Origin of the sequence: Mycobacterium sp. GA-1841, from assembly GCF_001954135.1 — a bacterium.
Taxonomy (GTDB): domain Bacteria; phylum Actinomycetota; class Actinomycetes; order Mycobacteriales; family Mycobacteriaceae; genus Mycobacterium.
Window position 1 is genome coordinate 36,023 of the sequence record NZ_MBEQ01000029.1, and the last position, 23,595, is coordinate 59,617.

General features: G+C 67.2%; 25 protein-coding genes. 10 read left to right on the forward strand and 15 right to left on the reverse strand.

Going from position 1 to position 23,595, the window contains the following annotated elements; all coding sequences use genetic code 11:
* The first annotated feature begins 2 nt into the window (after window positions 1-2).
* Both A5740_RS08710 and A5740_RS08715 read left to right on the forward strand, forming a co-directional pair.
* A complete protein-coding gene (locus A5740_RS08710) occupies window positions 3-800 on the forward strand; it encodes a HugZ family protein (RefSeq protein WP_076193204.1) in 798 nt (265 codons plus the stop codon).
* 33 nt (window positions 801-833) lie between these two features.
* Window positions 834-1,403, forward strand: coding sequence for an orotate phosphoribosyltransferase (locus A5740_RS08715; RefSeq protein ID WP_076193206.1), 570 nt, complete (start codon window positions 834-836; stop codon window positions 1,401-1,403).
* A gap of 29 nt (window positions 1,404-1,432) precedes the next feature.
* Here A5740_RS08715 and A5740_RS08720 read toward each other — a convergent pair whose 3' ends face one another.
* From A5740_RS08720 to A5740_RS08735, 4 genes are all read right to left on the reverse strand, one after another.
* Window positions 1,433-2,467, reverse strand: coding sequence for an ABC transporter ATP-binding protein (locus tag A5740_RS08720; RefSeq protein ID WP_076193207.1), 1,035 nt, complete (start codon window positions 2,465-2,467; stop codon window positions 1,433-1,435).
* On the reverse strand, window positions 2,464-3,168 hold the full coding sequence (locus A5740_RS08725; RefSeq protein ID WP_371454737.1) for an ABC transporter permease: 705 nt from the start codon (window positions 3,166-3,168) through the stop codon (window positions 2,464-2,466). Before A5740_RS08725 ends, A5740_RS08720 begins: the two co-directional genes overlap by 4 nt.
* A 65-nt stretch (window positions 3,169-3,233) precedes the next feature.
* On the reverse strand, window positions 3,234-4,106 hold the full coding sequence (locus A5740_RS08730; RefSeq protein WP_076193210.1) for an ABC transporter permease subunit: 873 nt from the start codon (window positions 4,104-4,106) through the stop codon (window positions 3,234-3,236).
* 8 nt (window positions 4,107-4,114) lie between these two features.
* On the reverse strand, window positions 4,115-5,251 hold the full coding sequence (locus tag A5740_RS08735; RefSeq protein WP_076193211.1) for an ABC transporter substrate-binding protein: 1,137 nt from the start codon (window positions 5,249-5,251) through the stop codon (window positions 4,115-4,117).
* 160 nt (window positions 5,252-5,411) lie between these two features.
* Here A5740_RS08735 and A5740_RS28255 point away from each other — a divergent pair, with 160 nt between their 5' ends.
* The 4 genes from A5740_RS28255 to A5740_RS08755 all read left to right on the forward strand — a co-directional run bounded on the left by A5740_RS28255 (window position 5,412) and on the right by A5740_RS08755 (window position 10,163).
* Window positions 5,412-5,843: a hypothetical protein gene (locus tag A5740_RS28255; protein WP_139335018.1), complete on the forward strand. Its 432-nt coding sequence runs from the start codon at window positions 5,412-5,414 to the stop codon at window positions 5,841-5,843.
* Window positions 5,844-5,859: 16 nt separating this feature from the next.
* Window positions 5,860-6,288, forward strand: a complete 429-nt coding sequence (locus A5740_RS08745) for a TIGR03668 family PPOX class F420-dependent oxidoreductase (protein ID WP_076193215.1) — start codon at window positions 5,860-5,862, stop codon at window positions 6,286-6,288.
* A gap of 300 nt (window positions 6,289-6,588) precedes the next feature.
* Window positions 6,589-8,730, forward strand: coding sequence for an elongation factor G-like protein EF-G2 (locus A5740_RS08750; protein WP_076193217.1), 2,142 nt, complete (start codon window positions 6,589-6,591; stop codon window positions 8,728-8,730).
* A 281-nt stretch (window positions 8,731-9,011) separates the two neighbouring features.
* A complete protein-coding gene (locus A5740_RS08755) occupies window positions 9,012-10,163 on the forward strand; it encodes an MCE family protein (protein ID WP_076193320.1) in 1,152 nt (383 codons plus the stop codon).
* On the opposite strand, the gene A5740_RS08760 is transcribed toward A5740_RS08755, so the two are convergent.
* The 3 genes from A5740_RS08760 to A5740_RS08770 all read right to left on the reverse strand — a co-directional run bounded on the left by A5740_RS08760 (window position 10,160) and on the right by A5740_RS08770 (window position 12,238).
* Window positions 10,160-11,059: a DMT family transporter gene (locus A5740_RS08760; RefSeq protein WP_076193218.1), complete on the reverse strand. Its 900-nt coding sequence runs from the start codon at window positions 11,057-11,059 to the stop codon at window positions 10,160-10,162. The two genes, A5740_RS08755 and A5740_RS08760, sit on opposite strands and share 4 nt — an antisense overlap.
* Before the next feature lie 102 nt (window positions 11,060-11,161).
* Window positions 11,162-11,470 carry a hypothetical protein gene (locus A5740_RS08765; RefSeq protein ID WP_076193220.1) on the reverse strand — a complete coding sequence of 103 codons (309 nt, stop codon included), beginning with the start codon at window positions 11,468-11,470 and terminating at the stop codon, window positions 11,162-11,164.
* 69 nt (window positions 11,471-11,539) lie between these two features.
* A complete protein-coding gene (locus A5740_RS08770; RefSeq protein WP_076193322.1) occupies window positions 11,540-12,238 on the reverse strand; it encodes a histidine phosphatase family protein in 699 nt (232 codons plus the stop codon).
* Window positions 12,239-12,321: 83 nt separating this feature from the next.
* Between A5740_RS08770 and A5740_RS08775 the strand changes: the two genes are divergently transcribed.
* Window positions 12,322-12,936, forward strand: coding sequence for an O-methyltransferase (locus A5740_RS08775; protein ID WP_076193222.1), 615 nt, complete (start codon window positions 12,322-12,324; stop codon window positions 12,934-12,936).
* A 70-nt stretch (window positions 12,937-13,006) separates the two neighbouring features.
* On the opposite strand, the gene A5740_RS08780 is transcribed toward A5740_RS08775, so the two are convergent.
* Window positions 13,007-13,846: a helix-turn-helix transcriptional regulator gene (locus tag A5740_RS08780; RefSeq protein WP_076193223.1), complete on the reverse strand. Its 840-nt coding sequence runs from the start codon at window positions 13,844-13,846 to the stop codon at window positions 13,007-13,009.
* 24 nt (window positions 13,847-13,870) lie between these two features.
* On the opposite strand from A5740_RS08780, the gene A5740_RS08785 reads away from it, so the two are divergent.
* On the forward strand, window positions 13,871-15,133 hold the full coding sequence (locus A5740_RS08785; RefSeq protein ID WP_076193225.1) for an amidohydrolase family protein: 1,263 nt from the start codon (window positions 13,871-13,873) through the stop codon (window positions 15,131-15,133).
* 84 nt (window positions 15,134-15,217) lie between these two features.
* Here the strand turns inward: A5740_RS08785 and A5740_RS08790 are convergent, their stop codons facing one another.
* The 5 genes from A5740_RS08790 to A5740_RS08805 form a co-directional block, all read right to left on the reverse strand.
* Window positions 15,218-15,694: a hypothetical protein gene (locus A5740_RS08790; RefSeq protein WP_254849123.1), complete on the reverse strand. Its 477-nt coding sequence runs from the start codon at window positions 15,692-15,694 to the stop codon at window positions 15,218-15,220.
* Between the two features lie 23 nt (window positions 15,695-15,717).
* Window positions 15,718-15,840 (reverse strand): hypothetical protein, encoded by a 123-nt coding sequence (locus A5740_RS29305; RefSeq protein WP_256386353.1) that lies wholly within the window; start codon window positions 15,838-15,840, stop codon window positions 15,718-15,720.
* 97 nt (window positions 15,841-15,937) lie between these two features.
* On the reverse strand, window positions 15,938-17,683 hold the full coding sequence (locus A5740_RS08795; protein ID WP_076193229.1) for an ABC transporter ATP-binding protein: 1,746 nt from the start codon (window positions 17,681-17,683) through the stop codon (window positions 15,938-15,940).
* Window positions 17,680-20,280: an ABC transporter ATP-binding protein/permease gene (locus A5740_RS08800; RefSeq protein WP_076193231.1), complete on the reverse strand. Its 2,601-nt coding sequence runs from the start codon at window positions 20,278-20,280 to the stop codon at window positions 17,680-17,682. The genes A5740_RS08795 and A5740_RS08800 overlap by 4 nt, the downstream gene beginning before the upstream one ends.
* A complete protein-coding gene (locus tag A5740_RS08805) occupies window positions 20,280-20,993 on the reverse strand; it encodes a TetR family transcriptional regulator (protein WP_076193233.1) in 714 nt (237 codons plus the stop codon). Before A5740_RS08805 ends, A5740_RS08800 begins: the two co-directional genes overlap by 1 nt.
* A 102-nt stretch (window positions 20,994-21,095) precedes the next feature.
* On the opposite strand from A5740_RS08805, the gene A5740_RS08810 reads away from it, so the two are divergent.
* Together A5740_RS08810 and A5740_RS08815 are read left to right on the forward strand one after the other, a co-directional pair.
* The gene (locus A5740_RS08810) at window positions 21,096-21,713 is read left to right on the forward strand and encodes a TetR/AcrR family transcriptional regulator (protein WP_076193323.1); all 618 of its coding nucleotides are present in this window, start codon (window positions 21,096-21,098) and stop codon (window positions 21,711-21,713) included.
* Window positions 21,710-22,384, forward strand: coding sequence for an enoyl-CoA hydratase/isomerase family protein (locus A5740_RS08815; RefSeq protein ID WP_076193235.1), 675 nt, complete (start codon window positions 21,710-21,712; stop codon window positions 22,382-22,384). Before A5740_RS08810 ends, A5740_RS08815 begins: the two co-directional genes overlap by 4 nt.
* On the opposite strand, the gene A5740_RS08820 is transcribed toward A5740_RS08815, so the two are convergent.
* Entirely contained in the window at window positions 22,381-23,283 is a 903-nt protein-coding gene (locus tag A5740_RS08820) for an SDR family NAD(P)-dependent oxidoreductase (protein ID WP_076193237.1), read from the reverse strand. The two genes, A5740_RS08815 and A5740_RS08820, sit on opposite strands and share 4 nt — an antisense overlap.
* The gene (locus A5740_RS08825; protein ID WP_076193238.1) at window positions 23,283-23,567 is read right to left on the reverse strand and encodes a hypothetical protein; all 285 of its coding nucleotides are present in this window, start codon (window positions 23,565-23,567) and stop codon (window positions 23,283-23,285) included. The genes A5740_RS08820 and A5740_RS08825 overlap by 1 nt, the downstream gene beginning before the upstream one ends.
* Window positions 23,568-23,595: the final 28 nt, after the last annotated feature.

A 23,595-nucleotide genomic window follows, 5' to 3' on the forward strand; every position in this document is an offset into this window, starting at 1 on the left:
GCGTGACACGCGATCATGGTGACCCCGGCGACGCCCCTTCGGTTCCTCCCCCGTTGACGGAGGTGACCGAGGGGGCTCGTCCGTCAGCAGCCGAAGAAGCCCGCACGATCGCCGCGTCGACGAACGCCGGCACGCTGGCGTCACTCACCGCCGACGGCGACCCGTGGGCATCCTTCGTCACCTACGGCTTGCTGGCCGGTGCGCCCGTGCTGTGCGTGTCGAACATGGCCGAGCACGGCCGCAACCTCGCCCGTGACCCGCGGGCCAGCATCTCGATCGTTGACCCCGGCTTCGGGTCGGATCCCCTGGCGAGCAGCCGCATCACGCTGGCCGGGGTCGCCGAACGCCCCGCCGGTGACGAGCTCGCCGCGGCCCGGCAGGCCCACCTCGACGCGGTGGCCGCCGCCCGCTACTACATCGACTTCAGCGATTTCTCCCTGTGGGTGTTGCGGGTACAGCGTGTCCGCTGGGTCGGTGGCTACGGTCGGATGGACTCGACGACCGGCCAGGCCTACGCGGCCGCTGAGCCGGACCCGGTCTCGCCTCAGGCTGCCGGCGCGATCGAGCACCTCAACGCCGACCATGCCGATTCCCTGGCCGACATGGCCCGCACCTTCGGCGGCTATCCCGACACCGTCGCGGCGGTGTGCACCGCGGCCGACCGCTACGGCCTCGATCTGCGCGTCACCACCGAGCGCGGCCAGGCCTACATCCGCGTCGGCTACAGCGCGCCGATCAGCTCATATGGTGAGTTGCGGGCTGCCACAGCGGAGCTGGCGCGCCGCGCCAGGCAGGCCTGAGCGCCCGTCGGTCCCGTGCAATACGATCGCTCTATGCCCGAGCGCCCGGAGACCTGGCAAGCCGCCTTCGATCTGATCCGTACCCGCGGTTACGAACACCGCGAGGAACCGTTCCGGCTCGCCAGCGGGCAATTGAGCCACGACTACATCGACGGCAAGTACGCCATCGACACCGGTGAGCGGATGGCCATCGTCAGCCGGGCGGTCGCCGACCTGGCCGCCGCGCGCGGCATCGAGTTCGATGCGGTCGGCGGCCTGACCATGGGCGCCGACCCGTTGGCCCACGGTGTGGCGATGGTGACCGGCAAGGCCTGGTTCTCGGTCCGCAAGGAACAGAAGTCCCGCGGGCGCGAACAGTGGATCGAGGGAACCCGACTTGAGCCGGGCACGCGTGTACTGCTGGTCGACGACGTGATCAGCACCGGCGGGTCCACCGAGATCGCCTATGAGCGGGTGACCGCCGTCGGCGCCGTCGTCACCGGTGTCATCCCGATGGTCGACCGCGGGGACGTCGCCACCGGACGGTTCGCCGCGCGCGGGGTGCCGTTCGCGGCGCTGGTCACCTACCGCGATCTGGGAATCGAACCGGTCAAGGATGTTTAGGGCCGTCTGAGCCAGATCACCGGTCTGAGCTAGATCACCAACACCGGCAGCGGTTCCAGCGCAACACTCACCGGTGCACCTGGCTCGAAGAAGCGGGCCTGCGAGCTCGGCAACTGCGCGTGGATCACGGTGCCGTCCGGCAGCGTTAGATACACCCGCGAGATCGAGCCCAGGAAGGCCACCGACGCCACCACCGCGCGTCCGCCGGGATCGGCACGCAGCCTGATGGATTCGGGCCGCACCATGGCCGTACCGGCGCCTGCGGTCACCGAACCGCGCAGGGTCGGCACCTCGGTCCCGAGGAGCCGGGCCCGCCGGCCCGACACCCGCGCGGGCACCTTGTTGTGCAGCCCGACGAACTCGGCGACGAACGGGGTGGCCGGGCGCGCGTACAGCTCGGTCGGGGTGGCGAGTTGTTCGAGTTTGCCGTGGCTCATCACGCCGACCCGGTCCGCAACCGCCAGGGCCTCCTCCTGGTCATGCGTGACGAACAATGTGGTGGTGCCGACCTCGAGTTGCACCCGCCGGATCTCGTCGCGCAACTGGGTCCGTACCTGCGCGTCGAGCGCGGACAACGGTTCGTCGAGCAACAGCACTCTCGGTTCGATCGCCAGTGCCCGCGCCAGTGCCACCCGCTGCTGTTGACCGCCGGACAGTTCACTGGCGAATTTGTTCCGGTGCGCGGTCAGCCCGACCAGGTCCAGCATGTCGCCAGCCCGGGACAGCCTGTGCCGCTTGGGTTTTCCGCGCATCTTCAAACCGAAGGCGACGTTGTCCAACACGGTCAGGTGCGGGAACAGGCTGTAGGCCTGGAACACCATGCCCATGTCGCGCTTGTTGGCCGGTACCGAACTGATGTCACGACCGCCGACGAGGACGGCACCGGAGGTGGCCTCGTCGAGACCGGCCAGAATTCGCATCGCGGTGGTCTTGCCACAGCCCGACGGGCCGAGCAGCGCCACCAACTCCCCCGGCCCGATGGACAGGTTCAGCCCGTCGAGCGCGTTGACGTTGCCATAGGTACGGGTGAGTTTGCGAAGTTCCACGCCCACACTCGTATTCACGCCCTGGCTCCTGACATCCGGGAGCGACCTCGGGTCACTGCCGCCAACACCAACAGCAGCGCGAAACCGAACAGCAGAGTGGCCAGCGAGGCCGCCACCGAGGTGGGTCCGTCGCTCTTGCCGATCGCGACGATCTGAACCGGTAGTGTCTCGAAGCCGCTCAATGAGGCGATGGTGTACTCACCGAGCACCACCGCGATGGAAATGAAGGCCGCGGACAGAATCCCCGACCAGATGTTCGGCACGATCACCCTCACGATCGTGGAGATCCAACCCGCGCCCAACGATCGGGCAGCCTCCGAGAGGGTCTGCAAATCGATGGCGGCCAGCGCGGAATCGATTGCCCGGTAGGCGAACGGCAGCACCAACACCACATAGACGAAGGTCAGGGTGAGCGCCGATTCGCCGAGCAGGTACGTGACCCACAGGTAGACGTTGCGCAGACCCACCACGACCACCAACGCCGGGATGGTCAACGGCAGCAGGCACAGAAACTCCACGAACCGTTCCGCCCACCGGGCCTGCAACCGCACCCAGATCATCGTGGGTACCAACAGGATCAGCATTGCGAGCACCGTGAACACCGCGAGCAGAAGCGAGATCACGATGGCCTGATACAGCGCCTCGTCGGCCACCAGGTTGCGCCAGGCCGCCGCGGTGCGTCCGCCCTCGATGAGGTTGCGGGTGGAGAAGTCGGCCATGGCGTACAGCGGAAACAGGAAGAACAGGCCGAACAGCAGCCACAGCACTCCGCGGATCACGCGGTTCACTTGAGCCACCTCGCCGTCCGGCGAACCAAGGCGTTGTAGGCGAACATCACCACGGCCACCACCACGATCATCTCCAGCGCCAGCGCATAGGCGAAGCCGGACTGGCCCAACACCACCTCACTGGTGAGTGCGGTCCGGATCAGCAACGGCACGATCGGACTGCCCTGACTGACCAGGGCCGCCGCGGTGGCGTAGGCGGCAAAAGCATTGGCGAACAACAGCAACGCCGAGCCGAGGAACGCCGGGGCGAGCAACGGGGCGGCCACCTCACGCAGGTACTGCCACCGCGACGCGCCCAGACTCACCGCGGCTTCGCGCCACTGTTCGCGCAGACCTTCCAGGGCCGGCAGGAAGACGATCACCATCAGCGGGATCTGAAAGTAGGTGTAGACCAAAATCAGGCCGGCCAACCCGTACAGCCAGCCGGAGCCCGACAGGTCCCAGCCCAGATGCTCGGAAACCCACAGCGTCAGGACCCCGTTCAGCCCGATGGTGGCCAGGAATGCGAAAGCCAGTGCCACCCCGCCGAACTGGGCCAACACGCTGCACAGCGCCAGCACCGTCCGCCGCAGCATCGACGCCTGCGGACTACTGATGATCAACCAGGCCAACACGGTGCCCAGGACCGCGCCGATCAGTGCCGTACTGGCCGACAGCGCAATGCTTTTGAACAACGCGGTCAACGCGGTTCCGGTGAACAGGGCGGCGATGCGGTCCAGTGTGAATGCGCCGTCGGCGAAGAACGCCATGACGATCACGGTCACCGTGGGCACGATCAGGAACACCGTGACCACGGCCACGAACGGCAACAGCGGCACAGCGTCGCGGATGCCCGCCCGCACCCGTCGGCCAGAGATCCGATCCGGCATGGTGCGTCTCAGCCGATCGCCTTGGCCCAGTTGTCGGCCAGATACTCGTTGGCGGTGTCGGTTTGGTCCTGGGTGGCGACGGTGACCGGCCCGTCGATGATGGGCAGCTGGCCGAAAGCGGACCGGTCGGCCGTACCCGCCAGGATCATCTTGTCGGCGCGGACCGGCCGAACGCCGCCCTTGGCGTACAGGTTCTGCCCTTCGTCACTGAACAGGAACTCCTGCCACAGCCGGGCCGCCGCGGGGTGCGGCGCATCTTTGTTGATCGCTTGGAAGTAGTAGCCGGCAACCAGGGCTTCGTGGGGCACCATCACCTGCCAGCCGGGCACCTTCTGACTTTCGGTGCCGTTGAGGTAGTTCCAGTCGATCACCACCGGGGTCTGCCCCGATTCGATCGTGGCCGGGGTGGGATCGAGCGGCAGGAAGTTCCCCGCCTCGTTGAGTTTGGCGAAGAACTCGACGCCCGGGGCGATGTCGTCGGCGGACCCGCCGTGCGCGACCGCGGCCATCAGTACTCCGGCGAACGCGGCGCCGGCCTGGGTCGGGTCGCCGTTGAGCGCGACCTTGCCGTGGTACTCGGGCTTGAGCAGATCGTCGATGCTGGTGATCGGTGGCACCTTCGTCGAGTCGAAGCCGATGGACATGAACCCGCCGTAATCGTTGACCCAGGTGCCGTCGGGATCCTTCAGCTTCGCCGGGATGTCGTCGAACGTGGCCACCTTGTAGGGCGCGAACATCGAGGTATTCGCCAGCGCCACCGACTGCCCCAGGTCGAACACATCGGGTGCGGTGCTCTTGCCCTGCTGCTGGTTGGCCGCGTTGATCTCTTCCTGGCTCGATGCGTCGGGCTGCGCCGAGTTCACCTTGATGCCGTACTTGTCCGAGAAGGCCTTGATGATCGCACCGTAGTTGGCCCAATCCGGCGGCAACGCAATCACATTCAGTTCGCCTTCGGCCTTCGCCGCCGCGACGAGCTTGTCGATGCCGCCGAAATCGGCAACGGACGTGGCTTCGGCCATCTTCACACCGGTGTCGGTTTCGGCACCGTCGGTGTCTTTCTGCGGCGGTGCGCACGCAGCCAGTCCCACGGTGACGAGGGCCGAGACGGCCAGGACGGATACCTTCGCGAACCTGGATGTGATCACTGCGAAACCCTCCGATGCTCAGGAAGCGCCGTCATGGCGCAGCGGTTGCCCGAACCTGTCGCCGGAGTGAACGAGTCCGCGGACAACGCGCACCGGCACCCTACCGCGACCTCTTCAAACTGGGCGCTCATTGTCGCGGCAGTGGCGATAGCATCGCGTGGTGTCTGTCCCCGGACCCGTCAGCAACTTCGATCTTCACGACTGGTCGTTCAAACCGGCGCCGGTGCCCTGGTACCGCACCCGCCGCGCCATGCTCGCACTGATCGCTACCGGCCTGGCCGCTGCAGCCATCGTCGTCTCGGGTGTGCTGTTGCTGCTTAGGGATTCGGCACCGGGCGACACCCAGTCCCCGACGACATCGCCCGCGCCGTCGACCACCAGCCCGTCGCCCTCACCGTCGTTGCGGGTCGGGGTGCCACCTGCGCCGCCGGCACCGCCACCGCCGCCGCCCGAGGAAACCCAGCAAGCTCCGGTGTACCGGCCCACGCACCGGCCGACCCCGACCAAGAAACCCGAGATCGGCGTGACCCGCACTCCGGTGACCCGCTCACCGATCAGCGTGGCCCCACAGCCGAGGCATCCGCGCAACTGAGCCATAAGCTGAACCCATGGCCGGTTTCGAGGCAGTGACCGAGTTCGCGAACGCGCCCGTCGCGGTGCTGGCCACCCTGGGAGCCGATGGCGCACCGCACCTCGTGCCGGTGGTCTTCGCCGTGCAGTTGTCGACGTCGGCAGATGTCCCGGCCACGATTTACACCGCGGTGGATGCCAAACCCAAGACCACCCAGCGTCTGCGCCGCCTGGCCAACATCGAAAACGATTCCCGGGTCAGCCTGTTGGTCGATCATTACGTCGACGAATGGACACATCTGTGGTGGGTGCGTGCCGATGGGCAGGCCGCCATCCACCACAGCGGCGAGGAGATGGCTACCGGCTACGGGTTATTGCGTGCCAAATACCCGCAGTACGAACGGATTGCGTTGAACGGCCCTGTGATCACGGTCAGAGTCACGCGTTGGGCGAGTTGGCAGGGGTGAGTGCGGTGTGCGCTCGGCACGGCACGGCGACACACCCCGCGGGCGCCGCACCAGCATCGTGAGCATCGTTGGTCACACCACTATTGAATACTCCTGCCTCTCGCATCCCAGCAACCTCATTTGTCACGGGATTTGCGTTGTCCAGCTACCAGCGACAGACCCATGCGACCAGCGCGTCCCAACTTCGAGGCCCGGCGGCGGCGACCACGACTCTTGTGCTCCAGGTCACATCGGGGAATGGTGGATGGCAGGTCCGGCGGGCCGTAGCGGGGCGCCCCGGGGGACACCAGGAGGAACGCCATGGCGGACAAGTCGAACTCGGCCGGCAACGCAGCGGTACCCACCGCGGACAGTCCCGCCTCCATACGCAACGTGGCGCTCGTCGGCCCGTCGGGATCGGGCAAGACCACGCTCGTGGAGGCTTTGTTGGTGGCCGCGGGCGTGCTGAACCGCGCGGGCTCGGTGGCCGACGGATCGACGGTCTGCGATTTCGACGACGCCGAAATCGGCCAACAACGCTCGGTGGGGCTCGCCTTGGCGCCGTTGCTGCACAACGAGATCAAGCTGAACCTGATCGACACCCCGGGATACGCCGATTTCGTCGGCGAACTGCGCGCCGGGCTGCGCGCCGCGGACTGCGCCTTGTTCGTCATCGCCGCCAACGAGGACATCGACGAGCCGACGAAGGCGCTGTGGCAGGAGTGCGCGGCGGTGGGCATGCCGCGAGCCGTGGTCATCACCAAGCTCGACCACGCCCGGGCCAACTACGCCAGCGCGCTGGCCGGCGCCCAGCAGGCCTTCGGCGACAAGGTGGCGCCGCTGTACTTCCCCGCCGGCGGTGGCTCGACTGCCGGCTCCGCCGGCGGTGGCCTCATCGGGTTGATCACCCTCAGCAACCGCCCCCCCGACGGCTCATTCGACGACGAGATCTCCGAACTGCGGGGCGCCCTGATCGAGGGCATCATCGAGGAATCCGAGGACGAGACGCTCATGGAGCGCTATCTCGGCGGCGAGGAGATCGACGAAGCGGTGTTGATCGCCGACCTGGAGAAGGCCGTGGCCCGCGGTTCGTTCTTCCCGGTCATCCCGGTGTGCAGTGGGTCCGGAGTCGGCACACTGGAACTTCTCGAGGTCGCGACCCGGGGCTTTCCGTCACCGCCCGAACACCGGCTGCCCGAGGTGTTCACCGCCAACGGAGTTGCTCGCGAACCGTTGGCCTGCGATCCGGCCGGACCGCTGCTGGCCGAGGTGGTGAAGACGACGTCGGATCCCTATGTCGGCAGGGTCAGCCTGGTCCGGGTGTTTTCCGGCACCATCAGGCCCGACGCCACCGTGCATGTGTCGGGCCATTTTTCTGCCTTCAACGGCTCCGTGGCGCCGGCCGGTGCACACGGTCACGCCGATCATGACGAGGACGAGCGCATCGGCACCCTGTCCTTTCCGCTGGGCAAGCAGCAGCGTCCGGCGCCGTCGGTGGTGGCCGGGGACATCTGTGCGATCGGACGACTGAGCCGGGCCGAGACCGGGGACACCCTCAGCGACAAGAGCGATCCCCTGGTGTTGCGGCCGTGGACGATGCCTGATCCGCTGCTGCCGGTCGCGGTCGCGCCCCGGGCCAAGACCGACGAGGACAAGTTGTCGGTCGGGTTGCAGCGGTTGGCCGCCGAGGATTCGACGTTGCGGATCGAGCAGAATCCGGAGACCCATCAGATCGTGCTGTGGTGCATGGGTGAGGCCCACGCCGCGGTGGTGCTCGACGCCCTGTCGCGTCGTTATGGGGTCTCGGTGGACACCGAAGAACTGCGGGTTCCATTGCGAGAGACACTGGGCGGCAAGGCAAAAGGCCACGGCAGACATGTCAAACAGTCGGGCGGCCACGGGCAGTACGCGGTGTGCGACATCGAGGTCGAGCCGCTTCCGCAGGGCAGTGGCTTCGAATTCGTCGACAAGGTCGTCGGCGGGGCCGTTCCGCGCCAGTTCATCCCGAGCGTCGAGAAAGGCGTACGGGCCCAGATGGAAAAGGGAATCACCGATTATCCCGTCGTCGACATCCGGGTCACCCTGGTCGACGGCAAGGCGCACAGCGTCGACTCGTCGGACTTCGCCTTTCAGATGGCCGGCGGGTTGGCGTTGCGTGAGGCGGCTGAGGCAGCCGGCGTGACCCTGCTCGAACCGATCGACGAGGTGACCGTGGTGGTGCCCGACGATCTGGTGGGCACGGTGATGAGCGATCTGGCGGGACGACGCGGCCGGGTGCTGGGCACGGACCGGGCCGACGACGATCGGACCCTGGTGAAAGCCGAAATTCCCCAGGTAGAGCTGACGCGGTATGCCATTGATCTGCGGTCACTTTCGCACGGTGCGGGTTCGTTCAGCCGGGAATTTGCCCGTTACGAACCGATGCCGGAATCGGCGGCGGCCCGGGCGCGTCGCTCGGCCTGAGCGCTCGTTGGGCCTGAACCACGGCCATAATCCCTGCTCAGGGCTTACGCTGTGATCGGGGTCTCCTGGCACCGGCGGTTTGAGATTCGCCGCACAGAGGCTTCAGTAGTTGCACTTATCTCTGGTTGTTTGGGACAGTTTTCAGGCCTTTAGTTGCTGGCTGCGTCAATAATTCGGAGGTTTTGCGCGTGGCCTCATCCACCGCGACATTGCGGGACCGCTTCCAACAGCGGTTCAAGCATTGGCGATACGACCCGCCTTACAAGTCCGCCTGCGCGGGCATGGCGATCCTGATCGTCGCGGTGCTGGTGTTGACCTGGATGCAGTTCCGTGGCGCCTTCGACGAGAAAACGCAGCTCACCGTGCTGTCCAACCGTTCGGGTCTGTCGATGGACCCGGGATCGAAGGTCACCTTCAACGGCGTGCCCATCGGCCGGTTGACGGCCGTGGGCGTGGCCGATGTCGACGGCGAGCAGCAGGCCCAGCTCACGCTGGACGTCAAGCCCAAGTACCTCAAGCTGATTCCCGAGAACGTCACCGCCGAACTGAAGGCCACCACGGTGTTCGGCAACAAGTACATCTCGTTCGTCGCACCCGACAATCCCTCGTCAGCGCGGGTGGACCCGTCCATCCCGATTCGCGCCAAGGGGGTGACGACGGAGTTCAACACGCTGTTCGAGACCATCACCGCAATCTCCGAACAGATCGACCCGATCAAACTCAACGAGACTCTGACCGCCACCGCGCAGGCTCTCGACGGCCTCGGCGAGAAGTTCGGTCAGTCGATCGTCAACGGCAACGACATCTTGAGCGATCTCAACCCGCGCATGCCCGAGATCCGCCGCGACATCGCCGGCCTGGCCGATCTGGGTGAGGTCTACGCCAACGCGGCCCCAGACTTGTTCGATGGCCTGACCAACGCCGTCACCACCGCGCACACGCTCAACGAGCAGCGCGGCAACCTCGACCAGGTGTTGGTGGCCGCGGTCGGCTTCGGCAACACCGGCGGGGACATCTTCGAACGCGGTGGCCCGTATCTGGTCCGCGGCGCGCAGGATCTGCTGCCGGTCAGCGCAAACTTCGACCGCAACAGCCCGGCGCTGTACTGCATGATCCACAACTACGCCGAGGCTGCTCCGAAGTTCGCGCAGCAGACCCGCAACGGCTATGCGTTCGAACTGCACGACTTCCTGGTCGGCGCGCCGAACGCCTGGGTCTATCCCGACAACCTGCCCCGGGTCAACGCCACCGGCGGTCCGGAAGGACGCCCCGGTTGCTGGCAACCGATCACCAAGGATCTGTGGCCGGCGCCGTACCTGGTCATGGATACCGGCGCCTCGATCGCGCCGTACAACCACTTCGAGCTGGGTCAGCCGCTGGTGACCGAGTACGTGTGGGGCCGCCAGATCGGCGAGCACACCATCAACCCTTAGCGGCCTGCTGCCTTGTACTCCAGTTCGGCCTCGAGCTTCTCCTCGTAAGCACCCTCATCGCGGCCGAGTGCGACGGTGGCGGCGGCCATCGCGCCGATGGCGATCGACAGTGCCACCGGTTCCCATCCGGTGATCGCCAGGTGCTCACCCAGCACGACCGAACCGATGACCACCGCGACAACGGGCTCGAGCACCAGCATGGTCGGTACCGAGGTCTGCAACGATCCGGCGTGAAAAGCCGACTGCTGCAGCAACGTCGCGACCACACCGAGGATCACCACCAGGTACAGGGCGGGCGTGGTGAGCGCTGAGAGGAGCCCGTCCACGGCGATCGTGTGCATCACGATCTTCGTCAGCACCGCCACCACGCCGAACATCACGCCGACCGCCAACGCCAGCAGCACCGCACGCCGCCAGTTGGTGCTGCGGGTGGCGGCCAGGACACACACGGTCACCGCTGCCGCACACACCACGGCGACGGTGAGAGTGGTGGCCACCGAGACGGCGTAGGTTCCCGTGCTGGCTCTGGCCAGCGCGACGAACACGGTCAAGGCACCGGTCAGCAGCAGCGCCCACAGCCATTCGGCGCGGCTGACCCGGCGGTGGGCCAGCCGGGCACTGAGCGGCAACGCGAACAACAACGCCGAGACCAGCACCGGCTGGACGAGCAGCAACGATCCGAATCCCAGGGCCAACGCCTGGAACACATACCCGGCCACCGCCGATGCGGTGCCCGCCCACCACAGCTTGCGGCGCAGCAAGGTGCGCAGCATGACACTGCTGACGCCCTTCTCGGGCGGGACGTCCATCGTCGCGCGCTGCCGGACCACAATGCCGACGGCGGCGAAAACCGCTGCGCAGAGGGCGAACAGCACCGCAAGACTGTTGCCGAGCAAGCCTCGTCAACCCCTTCCGGGCCGGTGTGTCGGCCTCTCCGGAGGGGAGAAGGCCCGTGCCCTTCAACCGTAGAGCGCCGGCGGCGGATACGCCGCGCGGGGCTAGACGACCTGCAGGTGCCGCTTCGGCGGCTCGTCGGTGGTGCCGGTGGTGGCAGCGGGCGCGTCGGGAACGGGCGCATCGGGAGCGGGGGCGATCTTGTCGTTGACGCTTGCCACGGCCAGGTCGACCCGGTTCACCGCGGTATCGCACAGGTCGCGGACCCGGCCGCTGGCGGTCTCGACGTCGTCGGCGGCACTGCGCAGGTAGGCCCTGAGGTTGATCCGCAGCCGCTCCCCGGCCCGGCGCGCGCGCAGCCGGACCCGGTCGTCGACTTCGACGGTCACGTATGGCAAAACTCGAAACCTCATGACAGAAACCTCATAGTCCCGCTCCATCTCCGCGTGCCTTGCCACAGTAACCGCGCCCGGCCGCGACGGCTAGGTTCCGGCCCCGTCCCAGTCGGCCAGCGTCCAGCCGTCGGTGGGATTGCCCTTCACCACCACATATCCGGTGTTGTCGAGTGGGTGCTTCAGCAGCAGCTGGGGATCGGGATTGGCCACGTTCATCTGCACCCACAGCATGATCGCGGCTCCGTGTGAGTACGCGACGGGATTGTCGTCGCCGGTGTCGTAGATCTGCTGGACGGCACCGTCGAACCGGGCGTCGAACTCGTTGCCGTCGATCGATCCGGGTATCCGGGCGGCGCGGTCGCCGCGCAGCCACTTCTCCGGCGCCGAAAAGTAGGTGTTCACCGCGCTCGCCTCGGGTTGGCCTTCGTAGACGCCCGCCTCGACCTCGCGGAGCCCGGGCAACACGGTCACCGGCTCGTCCAAGGCGTCGGCCATCGGCTCGGCGGTCTGTTGGGTGCGGACCATGGTCGAGGCGAAGATGCCGTCGTAACGGTGGGATGCCAGCCGCTGCGCACTGGCGACGGCCTGGCTGCGCCCCAGCTCGGTGAGGATTGGTCCCGGGGTCGAGCTGTCGATCAGGCCCGAGGCGTTGCCCGCCGACTGGGCGTGACGGACGAAGGTGAGGGTGATGGAACGGTATCCGCCCGCACCGGCGTTCGGCGCCAGCAGCGTGGCAAGAACGAGAACGATCGCAGACAGCAGTGGCAGTGCTCGTAGTTTTCGCACACGGCCATCTTTCACCGAGCGGGCGTAGTTTCGACAGGGTGACTACTCTCGAGGACCCCCGGGTCGCAGACACATTGGACCGGATGTACGCGGCGTCGGCCGAACAGTTCGCGAAACTGCGCGAGGAGGGGTCCCGCAAGTTCGCCGACCTGTCCCACGCCAGCGCACAGGAACGTGCCGATGCGCTCAGCGACATCTACATGCCGGTGACCCGGGAGGCCGGCCGGTTGTTGTACTCCCTGGTGCGGGCCACCAAGCCGGCGATCGTCGTCGAATTCGGGATGTCGTTCGGCCTCTCGGCGCTGCATCTGGCATCGGCGGTGCGCGACAACGGAACCGGGCGGGTGTTCACCACCGAGCTCAGCGCAACCAAGATCGCCTCGGCCAGGCAGACGTTCGCCGACACCGGCCTCGACGACGTCATCACCGTACTCGAGGGCGATGCGCTCGAAACGCTCAAGACGGTGACCGGCGACATCGGCTTCGTGTTGCTCGACGGCTGGAAGGAGCTCTATCTACCGGTGCTCGAACTCCTTGAGCCGCAACTCAAGCCGGGTGCGATATTGGTCGCGGACAACACCTCGATGGACGACACCCAGCCGTATCTGGACCACGTGCGGGCGCCGTCCAACGGCTATGTGAGCGTGAACTTCCTGGCCCGGGACAGCGACAGCATGGAGCTCAGCTGCCGGGTCTAGCCGCGCCGGCACCGCGCCGAGCATCACACCGAGAGCCTGCTCAGCGTCGAGCGGGCGGGCCTGGCCCTCCCTACAGCTCCGCCCGGGCGCGGGCCCGATACGCCGACGGATTCTGACCACAAAACTGGGTGAAACACCGGGTGAACGAGCTCAGGTTCTCGAAGCCGACGGCGGTCGCGGTGGCCTGCACCGACTGCTCCGGCCCGGCCAGCAGGGCCATGGCCCGCAGCATCCGCGCGTGGAGAAGGTATGTGCGCCAAGAGATTCCGATGGTTTCGGCGAACAGCCGGCGCAGCGTGCGCTCGGATACCGCAACCGCCCGGCTGACCTCTTCGGCGGTCACCGAATCCAGGTGTTCCTTGGTGTAGGCCAATGCGGCTGCCACGATCGGGTGGTCGGTGGTGGGCAGGCTCAACGGGGCCTCGTGGTCGAGTGCCTCGACCACGAGATTGGCCAGGGTCCGGAAGAACGAATCGGATTCGGGTTCATCGGCGGCACGGTCGGCCCGCTCGATCGACCACCGCAGCGCGTAGACCATCATCTCCCGGATCAGCGGCGACACCGCGATGATCCGGGCTCGATCTCCCCCGTCCCGGATCAGCTCGGGATCGAACATCACCGCGATGGTCTTCACGTCGGGGTTCATCACGGCCTGGTGGTGCAGGCCGGCCGGTATCCACGCGGCTTGTTGCGGTGGCAGCAGATAGTGCGCGGCCTCGGTTTCCACCTCCACGACCCCGTGCAGCGCGTACTCGATCTGATGCACGTCGTGGAAATGCCAACCGGTGATCAGCCCTTCACCCTCGTACAGGTAGCTGCCCGCTGCCGCCCGGCCGCCCCGACGCAGGTCGATGTGCCGAGGCCTGGCCGATTGAGCTAAATCTCTGTCCGAAGTTGCAGAGACGGTCATGCTTTCGCAGCGTACTACTTAGATATGCAGACCGACGACCTGATTCTGATCAGCATCGACGACCACGTCGTCGAGCCTCCCGACATGTTCCTCCGGCACGTGCCGGCGAAGTACAAGGAAGAGGCTCCGATCGTCGTCACCGACGACAAGGGCGTCGACCAGTGGATGTACCAGGGCCGCCCGCAGGGCGTGTCCGGGCTCAACGCCGTGGTGTCCTGGCCGGCCGAGGAGTGGGGCCGCGATCCGGCCGGCTTCGCCGAGATGCGCCCCGGTGTGTACGACGTGCACGAGCGGGTCCGCGACATGGACCGCAACGGCATCCTGGCCTCGATGTGTTTCCCGACCTTCACCGGTTTCTCCGCCCGCCACCTCAACATGCACCGCGAGGAGTCGACGCTGGTGATGGTGTCGGCCTACAACGACTGGCACATCGACGAGTGGGCCGGGTCGTACCCCGGCCGGTTCGTCCCGATCGCGATCCTGCCCACGTGGAACCCCGAGGCCATGTGTCGGGAGATCCGCCGGGTCGCCGCCAAAGGCTGCCGCGCGGTCACCATGCCCGAACTGCCCCACCTCGAAGGCCTGCCGAGCTACTTCGACGAGGACTACTGGGGCCCGGTGTTCCGGACGCTGTCCGAGGAGAACGTGGTGATGTGCCTGCACATCGGCACCGGGTTCGGCGCGATCTCGATGGCCAAGGACGCCCCGATCGACAACCTGATCATCCTGGCCACCCAGGTCTCGGCCATGTGCGCCCAGGACCTGCTCTGGGGCCCGGCGATGCGCAACTACCCCGACCTCAAGTTCGCCTTCTCCGAGGGTGGAATCGGTTGGATTCCGTTCTATCTGGACCGCAGCGATCGGCATTACACGAATCAGAAGTGGCTGCGCCGCGACTTCGGCGACAAGCTGCCCTCCGATGTGTTCCGTGAGCATTCACTGGCCTGCTACGTGACGGACAAGACGTCGCTGAAGCTGCGCCATGAGATCGGCATCGACATCATCGCCTGGGAGTGCGACTACCCGCACTCAGACTGCTTCTGGCCCGACGCCCCCGAGCGGGTACTGGCTGAGCTGAACGCCGCCGGCGCAAGCGATTCGGACATCAACAAGATCACGTGGGAGAACTCGGCCCGGTTCTTCAGCTGGGATCCGTTCAAGCACACCGCACGCGATCAGGCCAACGTCGGCGCCCTTCGCGCCAAGGCCACCGACGTCGACACCTCGATCCGCCCGCGCGCGGAGTGGGCCCGCCTCTACGAGCAGAAGCAACTCGCCAAGGCCTGAGGCCGGCGTTGACGCTGCGCTGAGGGCGGGACAGTTCGAGTCCACAACGCCCTCAGCGCAGGCTCAACAATTCGATGACGACATTCAGGCGCGCAGGGTAACGCCGCCACCCTTCGCGTTCATCGACGTGAAGGCCTCCGCAGCGGCGACGTCTTCGGCAGAGATGCACGCTGCGGTCGCGGCCAGTGCTTTGAACGCCCGCGCGGCCGAGCTGAGGCTGTGCCCGAAAACGTGGCTGGGGTCCGGCGATTCACCCCAGACGAGCACTTCGGCGCACCCCGTGGGGATCTGTTGACCGGCCCCGGAAATGGCACGTGCATACGCGTCGGCCCCCATGACCAGAACACACTGTTCTTCATCCGGAAGTCCGGGCGCTGCCGCCTCGTCGACAAGCTCCGCACCGAGAATCTGGACGGGCCGAGCCGCGTCCGGGGCGCCGGCGTTCTCGAGGAGTTGCACGCTGACCCGCCAGCCACTCATCATCCGGTCGACGATCAAGCCCCCGGCGTTGGCGGCGAGTTCCGCGGCGTCACGGGCGATCACGTGCATGCGGTAAGTCACAGCGCCGCAGTCTTTTCCGCTTTTCATCGCAGCACCCGCACCGGTACGTGCGCCCAGCCGGCGACCCGCATGCGCCGATACGTCTCGTAGGGCCCGTTGAAGAAGTCCTCCGAGAAGGGATCGAACACCACCTGTGACGTCGTCACCATGACCTCCCGCTGGAACACCCGACCCGCCCCCGACATCATTCCGGGACGCCCAACTGTAATAGTTACAGTAGGTTGGGTACAAGTAGGCGATCGGCTAGTGCGTGATCTGCCAGTCCGCGGCTTCGCGCTGCTGATTCCAGAACTCCCGGAAACGGAAGTAGCGGCCGCCTTCAGCCAGCAGTTCGTCGATGCTGCCGTCCTCGACGATCCGTCCGCCGTCGAGGAACAGCACCCGGTCCGCGTGGCGGATGCTGGCCAGTCGGTGCGCGACGATCACCCGGGTGCGCGACCGCTCGTCGGCGGTCAGCGCGTCGACGACGGCCGACTCGTTCTCGGTGTCCAGCGCGCTGGTGGCCTCGTCGACCAGCAGCACCGGCGCCGGCTTGACCAACGCGCGGGCAATGCTGACCCGCTGGCGTTCGCCACCGGACAGGGCCGTACCGGCCTCACCGACCTTGGCGCCGTCGCCCTCGGGCAACCGGGCGGTCAGCTCGTCCACCCGGGCCAGCCGCGCGGCGGTCGCCAGCTGCTCGGCGTCGGCGTCCGGATCGCCGACGAGAATGTTCTCCCGGATCGTGCCGTCGAACAGATACGGATGCTGGAACACCACACTCGTTGCCGCCCTGCGGGTTTCCGCGTCCATCTGGGTTGTGTCGACGCCGTCGATCAACACCCGGCCCGCGGTCGGCTGGTGCAGCCCGGCGATGAGCGACAGGATGGTGCTCTTGCCGGACCCGGACGGACCGACGATCGCCGTGGTGCCACCGGGTTGCAGCACGAAGCTGACCTCCTGCAGTACCGGGGTGTCGCCGTAACCGAAAGTGACGCCGTCGAATTCGATGCGCGGCGCGTCCGTGACGGACAGCGTGGCCGTGCCCGCGGTCATCACCGGGGCGTCGAGCACGGCCCCGATGCGATCAAGGGTGGCCCGGGTCGATTCGATCGCCGGCGCCAACTCCGACAATGCCGTGAACGGTTCGAGATAGCGGACGGCCACGACGATCATCGCGATCGCCTCGGGTACACCGAGAGTGCCGCGCACCGTGAGCACCGTGGCCATGCCGGCCAGGATCAGCAGCGCCAATTGACTGGCCACACTGAACAACAACTGCCCGGGCACCTGCATCAGCAGTAGCCGCATGCTCGCTCCGTGCTGGGCGGCCAGGGCGTCACCCACCATGCTGCGGGCCGGTTCCACTCGGCGCGCGGCGCGCAACGCTTGCTGGGTGCGGGCGAACTCGATGATGCGTTCGGTGAAGGCGCGGTTGGTCTCGTCGGCCACGGCGTCGGCCTTGCGGCTGAGCCGGCCCGATGCCCACAGCGCACCGAGCAGGATCGCCACGCCGGCCAATGCGGCCACGCCCAGTGGCACCGAGATGAACAGCAGCGCGCCCGCAATGGCTGCCGGAAGCAGGATCGCACCGATCAGCGGGGTCAGCAGGTTGACCACCATGCCGACGAGCTCCGGTCCGGTGGCCGCGATCGCCTGGCGGGCATTGGCGGTGTTCGCGCCGGCGGCACCGCCCAGCCAGTCCATCCGGATGCTGGGCAACCGGTCGGCCACGTCGTGTTGCGTGTGGTCCAGCAGCGCGAAGCCCAGATCGAAGCCCAGGCGCGAGGTGGCGGTGTCGACGATCCAGCCGATGACGGTCGCGGCGGTGAGCCAGCCCAGCCACGGCAGCGCATCACGTGGCACATCGCTGAACAACGCTGCCACCAGCGGGATCAACAGCACGGTGCCCGCCGCCCGGATCACCACCGAGACCAGCGTGAGCGCGGCGTAGACGCTGACCTTTCCCCGGCGGTCGGCCGGGATGAGGGTGATCAGAGTGCGGATCATCGGGCAACCTCTCCTGCGGTGACGGCATCTGCCGGGTGCAGCGACTGGCCGGTCTGCCACAGCTGCTGGTAGCGCCCGCCGGCGGTCAGCAGGTCGTCGTGGGTGCCGATCTCGGCGATGCGGCCGCCGTCGAGGACCACGATCTGATCGGCGTGGGTGATGGTGTGCAGCCGGTGTGCGATCACCAGCACAGTCCGATCTTTGGTCAGCCGGTTGAGCGCCTGCTGCACAAGGTATTCCGACTCCGGGTCGGCGAAGGCAGTCGCCTCGTCGAGGATCAGCACCGGCGTGTCGGCCAGGATGGCCCGGGCGATGGTCAGGCGCTGCCGCTCGCCGCCGGACAATGCCGACGACGCGCCGAGCACCGTCTGGTAACCGTCGGGCAGCCGCAGGATCCGCTCGTGGATCTGGGCATCCCGGGCCGCCCGTTCGATGCGCTCGAGGGACGCGTCGGGATCGGCCAACGCGATGTTCTCGGCGACGGTGCCGGCCACCAGTTGGGTCTCTTGCAGGACGAATCCGACCTGGCGATACAGCTCCTCAGCCGACATCGATCGAATATCCCTGCCGCCCAGTTGGATCGAGCCGGAGTCGACGTCGTGGAACCGGGCCAGCAGCGCGGCCAGGGTGGACTTGCCCGAGCCCGACGGGCCGACAAGCGCGGTCACCGTGCCCGGGCGCAGGGTCAGCGAGACATCGTGGATCACCGGCACGCTCGGGCGGTATCCGAAGGTCACTCGGTCGAACGCGACAGCGCCCTGGGCGCCCTGCGCGTCGGCACTGGTGGCGTCGTCGCGCACCGCCAGATCCGCCTCGTCGAGCGTATTCTGGATGCGCCGTGCGGCCAGCATGCCGCCGCGGATCCCGCCCAGCCCGTAGCCCACGCCGAGCAACCGGACCCCGAATGTGGTGCCCAGCAAGAGGAACGGCATCAGATCGACCGCAGCCATGGAACCGCCGATGATCATCGGCGTGCCGACGACGGCGATCAGCCACAGGAATGTACCGGGCCGGGTGACCAGATCCATGAGCGACTTCTTGCCCGTGAACGGACGCTGCCAGTCGACCAGGAAGCCGATGTATTCGTCGAGACGACGGCGGAAGCTGGATGAGGCCGCGCCGCCGAACACCCGGACGACGGGTTGACCTTCGAGGTAGGCGCCGGCCTCACCGCTCATCCGGTCCGCCCAGCGCTGTGCCTGACCGATCTTGGCACCGGACTGGATCGTCATCACCGACATCAACACCAGGTAGGTGAGCACCGGGATGAAGAGCACCAGCGCCAGCCGCCAGTCGACGGTGAACAGATAGACCAGCACGGCCACCGGCGCGATCACCGCCGCGACAGCATCCGGGATCGCGTGGGTGACCAGGTAGTGCAGGGACAGGGTGTCGTCCTGCACGAGCTGTTTGATCGAGCCGGAGCCGCGGGCGGTGAACCAGCCCAACGGCAGTCGCGCCATCTTCGTCAAAAGCCGGGTGCGCAGCTCGCGGGCAAACGTCGCGTCGAGCCGGTGCAACCACAAGGTGAGCCCGGCGCCCAGCAGCGCCCCCAGTCCCATCAGCCAGACCGCGGTCAAACCCAAAGTCCACAGCCGGGATTCGTCGGCGCCGGCTACCAGCAGCCGGGACAATTCGACCAGCAGCACGAACGGCGCGAGCTGGATCAACGTGATGATCGCCTGCAGCACGCCCGACACGATCAGCGGGGTTTTCAGCGGCGCCAGCAGTCGACCGGCTCCCTGTGCGCGCCAGGTACCGCGGGCGGGCGACGCGGCGGCCGGTGCGGTGACAGGCTCGGCGGCCTCAGGTTTCGTGACCTCGGGCACGGCCTCGGGCGCCGTCTCGGCCTCGGTGCGATCGGTACCCATCGCCCGGCCTTCGGTCCAGTAGGCCTGGGCGTGCAGCTCGGACTTGGGAAAGCCGAATTCTTCACGCAGTCGGGTGCGCAGGTGTTTGAGTGAGCCGGCTTCCGGCGTCACCCAGCAGTACCAGTCCGACCAGTCCCGGGTCTCGACCGCGGCGGCCAGTGACGTCGCGTCGTGGCGTTCGGCCCAGTGCACCCGCAGTCGCGGATGCTCGGCGAGGGGGATGAGCCGATCGTTCTCGTCGTGCTGCTCGAGGTACACCTCGATGGGGATGTCGTGCGGCACAATGCCGATGATCCCGTTGATGGCCGGGATCGCCGCCGCGTCACCGATCAACAGGTAGCCCGCCGGCAGATCCTCCGGCAGGGTGAACCCCTTGGAGCCGAGGCTCATCACCGGGATGGTGTCGCCCGGTGTGGCCGTCCGGGCCCACTTCGATGCCGGTCCCGACGGCTCGTGCAGCACCACGTCGACCGCGAAATGTCCGGTGTCGGGATCCATTTCGGACATGGTGTAGCCGCGCTGGAACTCGGTCTTGGAGCCGTCGGGATCCGGGACCCAGAAGCGCAGATACGAGGTGGGCTCGGCGACAGCATCCTCGAACACCGTCGGCGAATGCAGGCGCAGGCGCAGCATGTTGGGAGTCAGGTAGGTGGTCTCGACCACGGTCGCCTGGTGATCGCGCGCGCCGAAGCCGCGCATCATCACTCCCTGAAATCCGCGTGCCATCAGCGGTCCTCTCTCACGGCGGTCAACTCCGCCACGATGTCGGTAATGGGTCTGCCGGGCGCCACGGAGGTCAGCAGTCCCCGGATCAGAGCCTTCATCAGAAATTCGAGGTACTGCGGGCTGCGCAGTTGGGTGCCCGCTGCGTGTACCGGAGCCAGCGCGGCGTCGTCGGCCAGCCGTTCGGCCGCCGCGTCCCGCTCGGTGACGAATCCGTCGTCACCGCCGCTGGCCTCGGCTTTGAGTTCGTGCTGGGCGGCCAGCCCGATGGCCAGCACCGCCACCGAACTGCTGAGCAGGGCCGCAGCCTCGGCGGTGTAGCCGCGCCGGCCCAGCGCGGCGATCTCGTCGGCCAGCAGTCGCGCGCCGGCCTCGCCGCGCGGGAACAGCACCTGCATGTAGGTGGCCAGCCCCGGGTGTCCGAGCGCGTATCCGTGCAGGCTCACCCCGAAGGCGAGCAGGTGTTCTTCGACGGACCGGGCGGGATCGTCGACCAGCACCAGTTCGGCGAGCAGACTTTCCCCGACCAGCCGTTCCAGTTCCCAGCGGCCGCTGAGGTGGCGGTACAGGGCGGTTGCCGACACTCCGAGTTTGGCCGCCACCCCGTTGATGCTCAGGTTGCGCATACCGAGGTCGCGCCCGGCGGTGACGATGTCGGACAGCGCGATGAGCGGCGGCCGGCCGCCCACTCGCGCGGCGACACCAGATCCGGTCACGACTACCTCCGTGGGAAAGTTACCCCCACAAACTAAGGGTCACCTTAGTCATCGTCAACTACTTTCTTTTTAACAGAGCAAGTGCTCTGTTACCGTGTCGAGGTGCCCCGGCCCCGACGCTATGACCCCGATGCGGTTCTCGATGCTGCCGAAACCCTGGCTGCACAGGCCGGACCGGCAGCAGTGACCATCCGCGCCATCAGTGAGGCGGTCGGGTTGTCCAACGGCGCGCTGTATCACTCGTTCGGATCCCGCGCCGGCTTGCTGGGGCAGGCCTGGCTGCGGGCCGGGCGTCGATTCCTGGCGTTGCAACGCGAGCTGGTCGACGCCGCTCGACCCGGCACCGACGCCATCGCCGCCGCGGCCTACGCGCCGGTGGTCTTCGCCGAGCGTCACCCGGCCTCGGCCCGGTTGCTGCTGCAGGTGCGCCGTGAACAGATCCTCGGCCCCGACGTGCCCGGGGACCTCGCCGAGCAATTGCAGGCCCTGGAAACCCAATTGGTCGATTTGATGATCGAGCTTGCGACGGCTGCGTGGGACCGGTGCGACCGGGCCGCCGTCGACACCGTGACGACGTGCATCGTCGACCTGCCGACGGCAATCCTGTTGCAGCGCAATCGTCTTGCCGACCCGACTGCCCGCCACCATCTCAATGCGGCCGTGACGGCCGTGCTGACGGTCGGCCCCGCTCCCCTCCCTCAACCGAAAGGACGCTCATGACCGCCACCCTGGATTACGACGGCGACATCGCCGTGCTGGACCTCGGCGACGACGAGAACCGGTTCTCCCCCGAATTTCTCGAAGACATCCACACCCACCTCGACACCGTGCTGGCCAAGGGTGCGCACGCCCTGGTGACCACCGCCGACAGCAAGTTCTATTCCAACGGCCTGGATCTGGATTGGCTCGGCGCCCACAGCGATCAGGGCGCCTGGTACGTCGGCCGGGTACAGGGTCTGCTGGCTCGCGTACTGACCCTGCCGATCCCGACGGCGGCCGCGGTGGTCGGCCACGCCTTCGGCGCCGGCGCCATGCTCGCCATGGCCCACGATTTCCGGGTGATGCGTGCGGACCGCGGGTTCTTCTGCTTCCCCGAGGTCGACATCCGGATCCCGTTCACCCCGGGAATGGCCGCGCTGATCCAGGCCAAACTCACGCCGCAGGCGGCCGTCGCCTCGATGACCACCGGCCGCCGGTTCGGCGGCACCGACGCCCACGCCCACGGTCTGGTCGACGACACCGCACCCGAAGGGTCGGTCACCACCACCGCCACCGAACTGCTGCGGCCGTTGGGTGGCAAGGACTCCGGCACCCTCGGCGCGATCAAGCAGGTCATGTTCGGCTCGGCGGCGCAGGCCCTCACCGCCGCGGCGCCGGAGGCCTCCGGCTAGACCGGAATGGTCGTGCCGGTTTCCTGTTCGGCGAATTCGACGACACGGGCCGCGGTCTCGTAATCACACGCCAGCGCCGAGCGCCCGATCAGCACCGGCCCGCCGCGTAGGCCGAACCTGCCCTCGACCCCGACGTAGCTGCCGGGCGGAATCGGTTCGCTCAGGCAGTACAGCGTCGGAGCGGCTCCCTCGTCGATGTCGTTGGCGAACACGTCGGCCACCGGCTTGACACCGCGCTGCACCATCGACATCAGCGGTTTGTCGGACACGTTCGGCAGGTTGGAGGACACCCAACCGGGATGCGTAAGTTGGGTGAACACAGGTGATTTCGCGGCCCTCAGCCGACGGTCGAGCTCCAGGCCCCACAGCATCACCGCGAGCTTGGAGGCGGCGTACGCGCCCATCACCGTCCATTTATGGTGGCGCAGGTGCAGATCGTCGAGTCGTAGCGTCGCCGATTTGTGGGCGTCGGAGCCGACGTTGACGATCTGCGTCCGGATCCGGTCGAACAGCAGATTCGTCAACGCGAATGGCCCCAACAGGTTTGTCCCGATGGTCATCTCGAAACCGTCGACGGTATCGGTGCGGTGCTGACTGAGCGCCCCGGCGTTGTTCACCAGGACGTCGACGTCACCGTCCAGCTTCCCGGGAAACGCACGCACCGAGGACAAGTCGGCCAGGTCGAGTTCGATCACCTCGGTCGATCCGCCGATCTCGGCAGCACGCTGCGCACCCAGCTCGGTGTTGCGCACCGCGAGGATGACGTGCGCACCGGCGCGCGTCAGAGCCCTCGCGGTACCGAGTCCGACGCCGTTGGTGGCGCCGGTCACCACAATCCGCCTGTTGGTGAGATCACCGAGGCGGGCAGGCGTCCACGAGCCTGCGCCGGGCCGGGCTATCAGTTACCCCAGCCGCGTTGGCCGTCCCAGCCACCGCAGATGCCGTTGATGCAGCCGTGACCCCAACCGCCCTGCGCGGGGTTCCAGCCACCACAGCCCTGCCAGCCGGGGCCGCTGTCGCAGCCACCGCCGCCGCCGGCGTCGCCACTACCGCTGGGTTGAGCGCTGATCGTGGCGGTCGAGGCAGGCGCATCGGAAAGAAGTGCGGCTGTCGGTCCTGCTGCAATCGCCGCTGCGGCTCCCGCTACGAACACTGGCCCCATGAGTTTTCGTATGGTTAGCATGACTCCATACTCCTACGCTGTGAGCCTC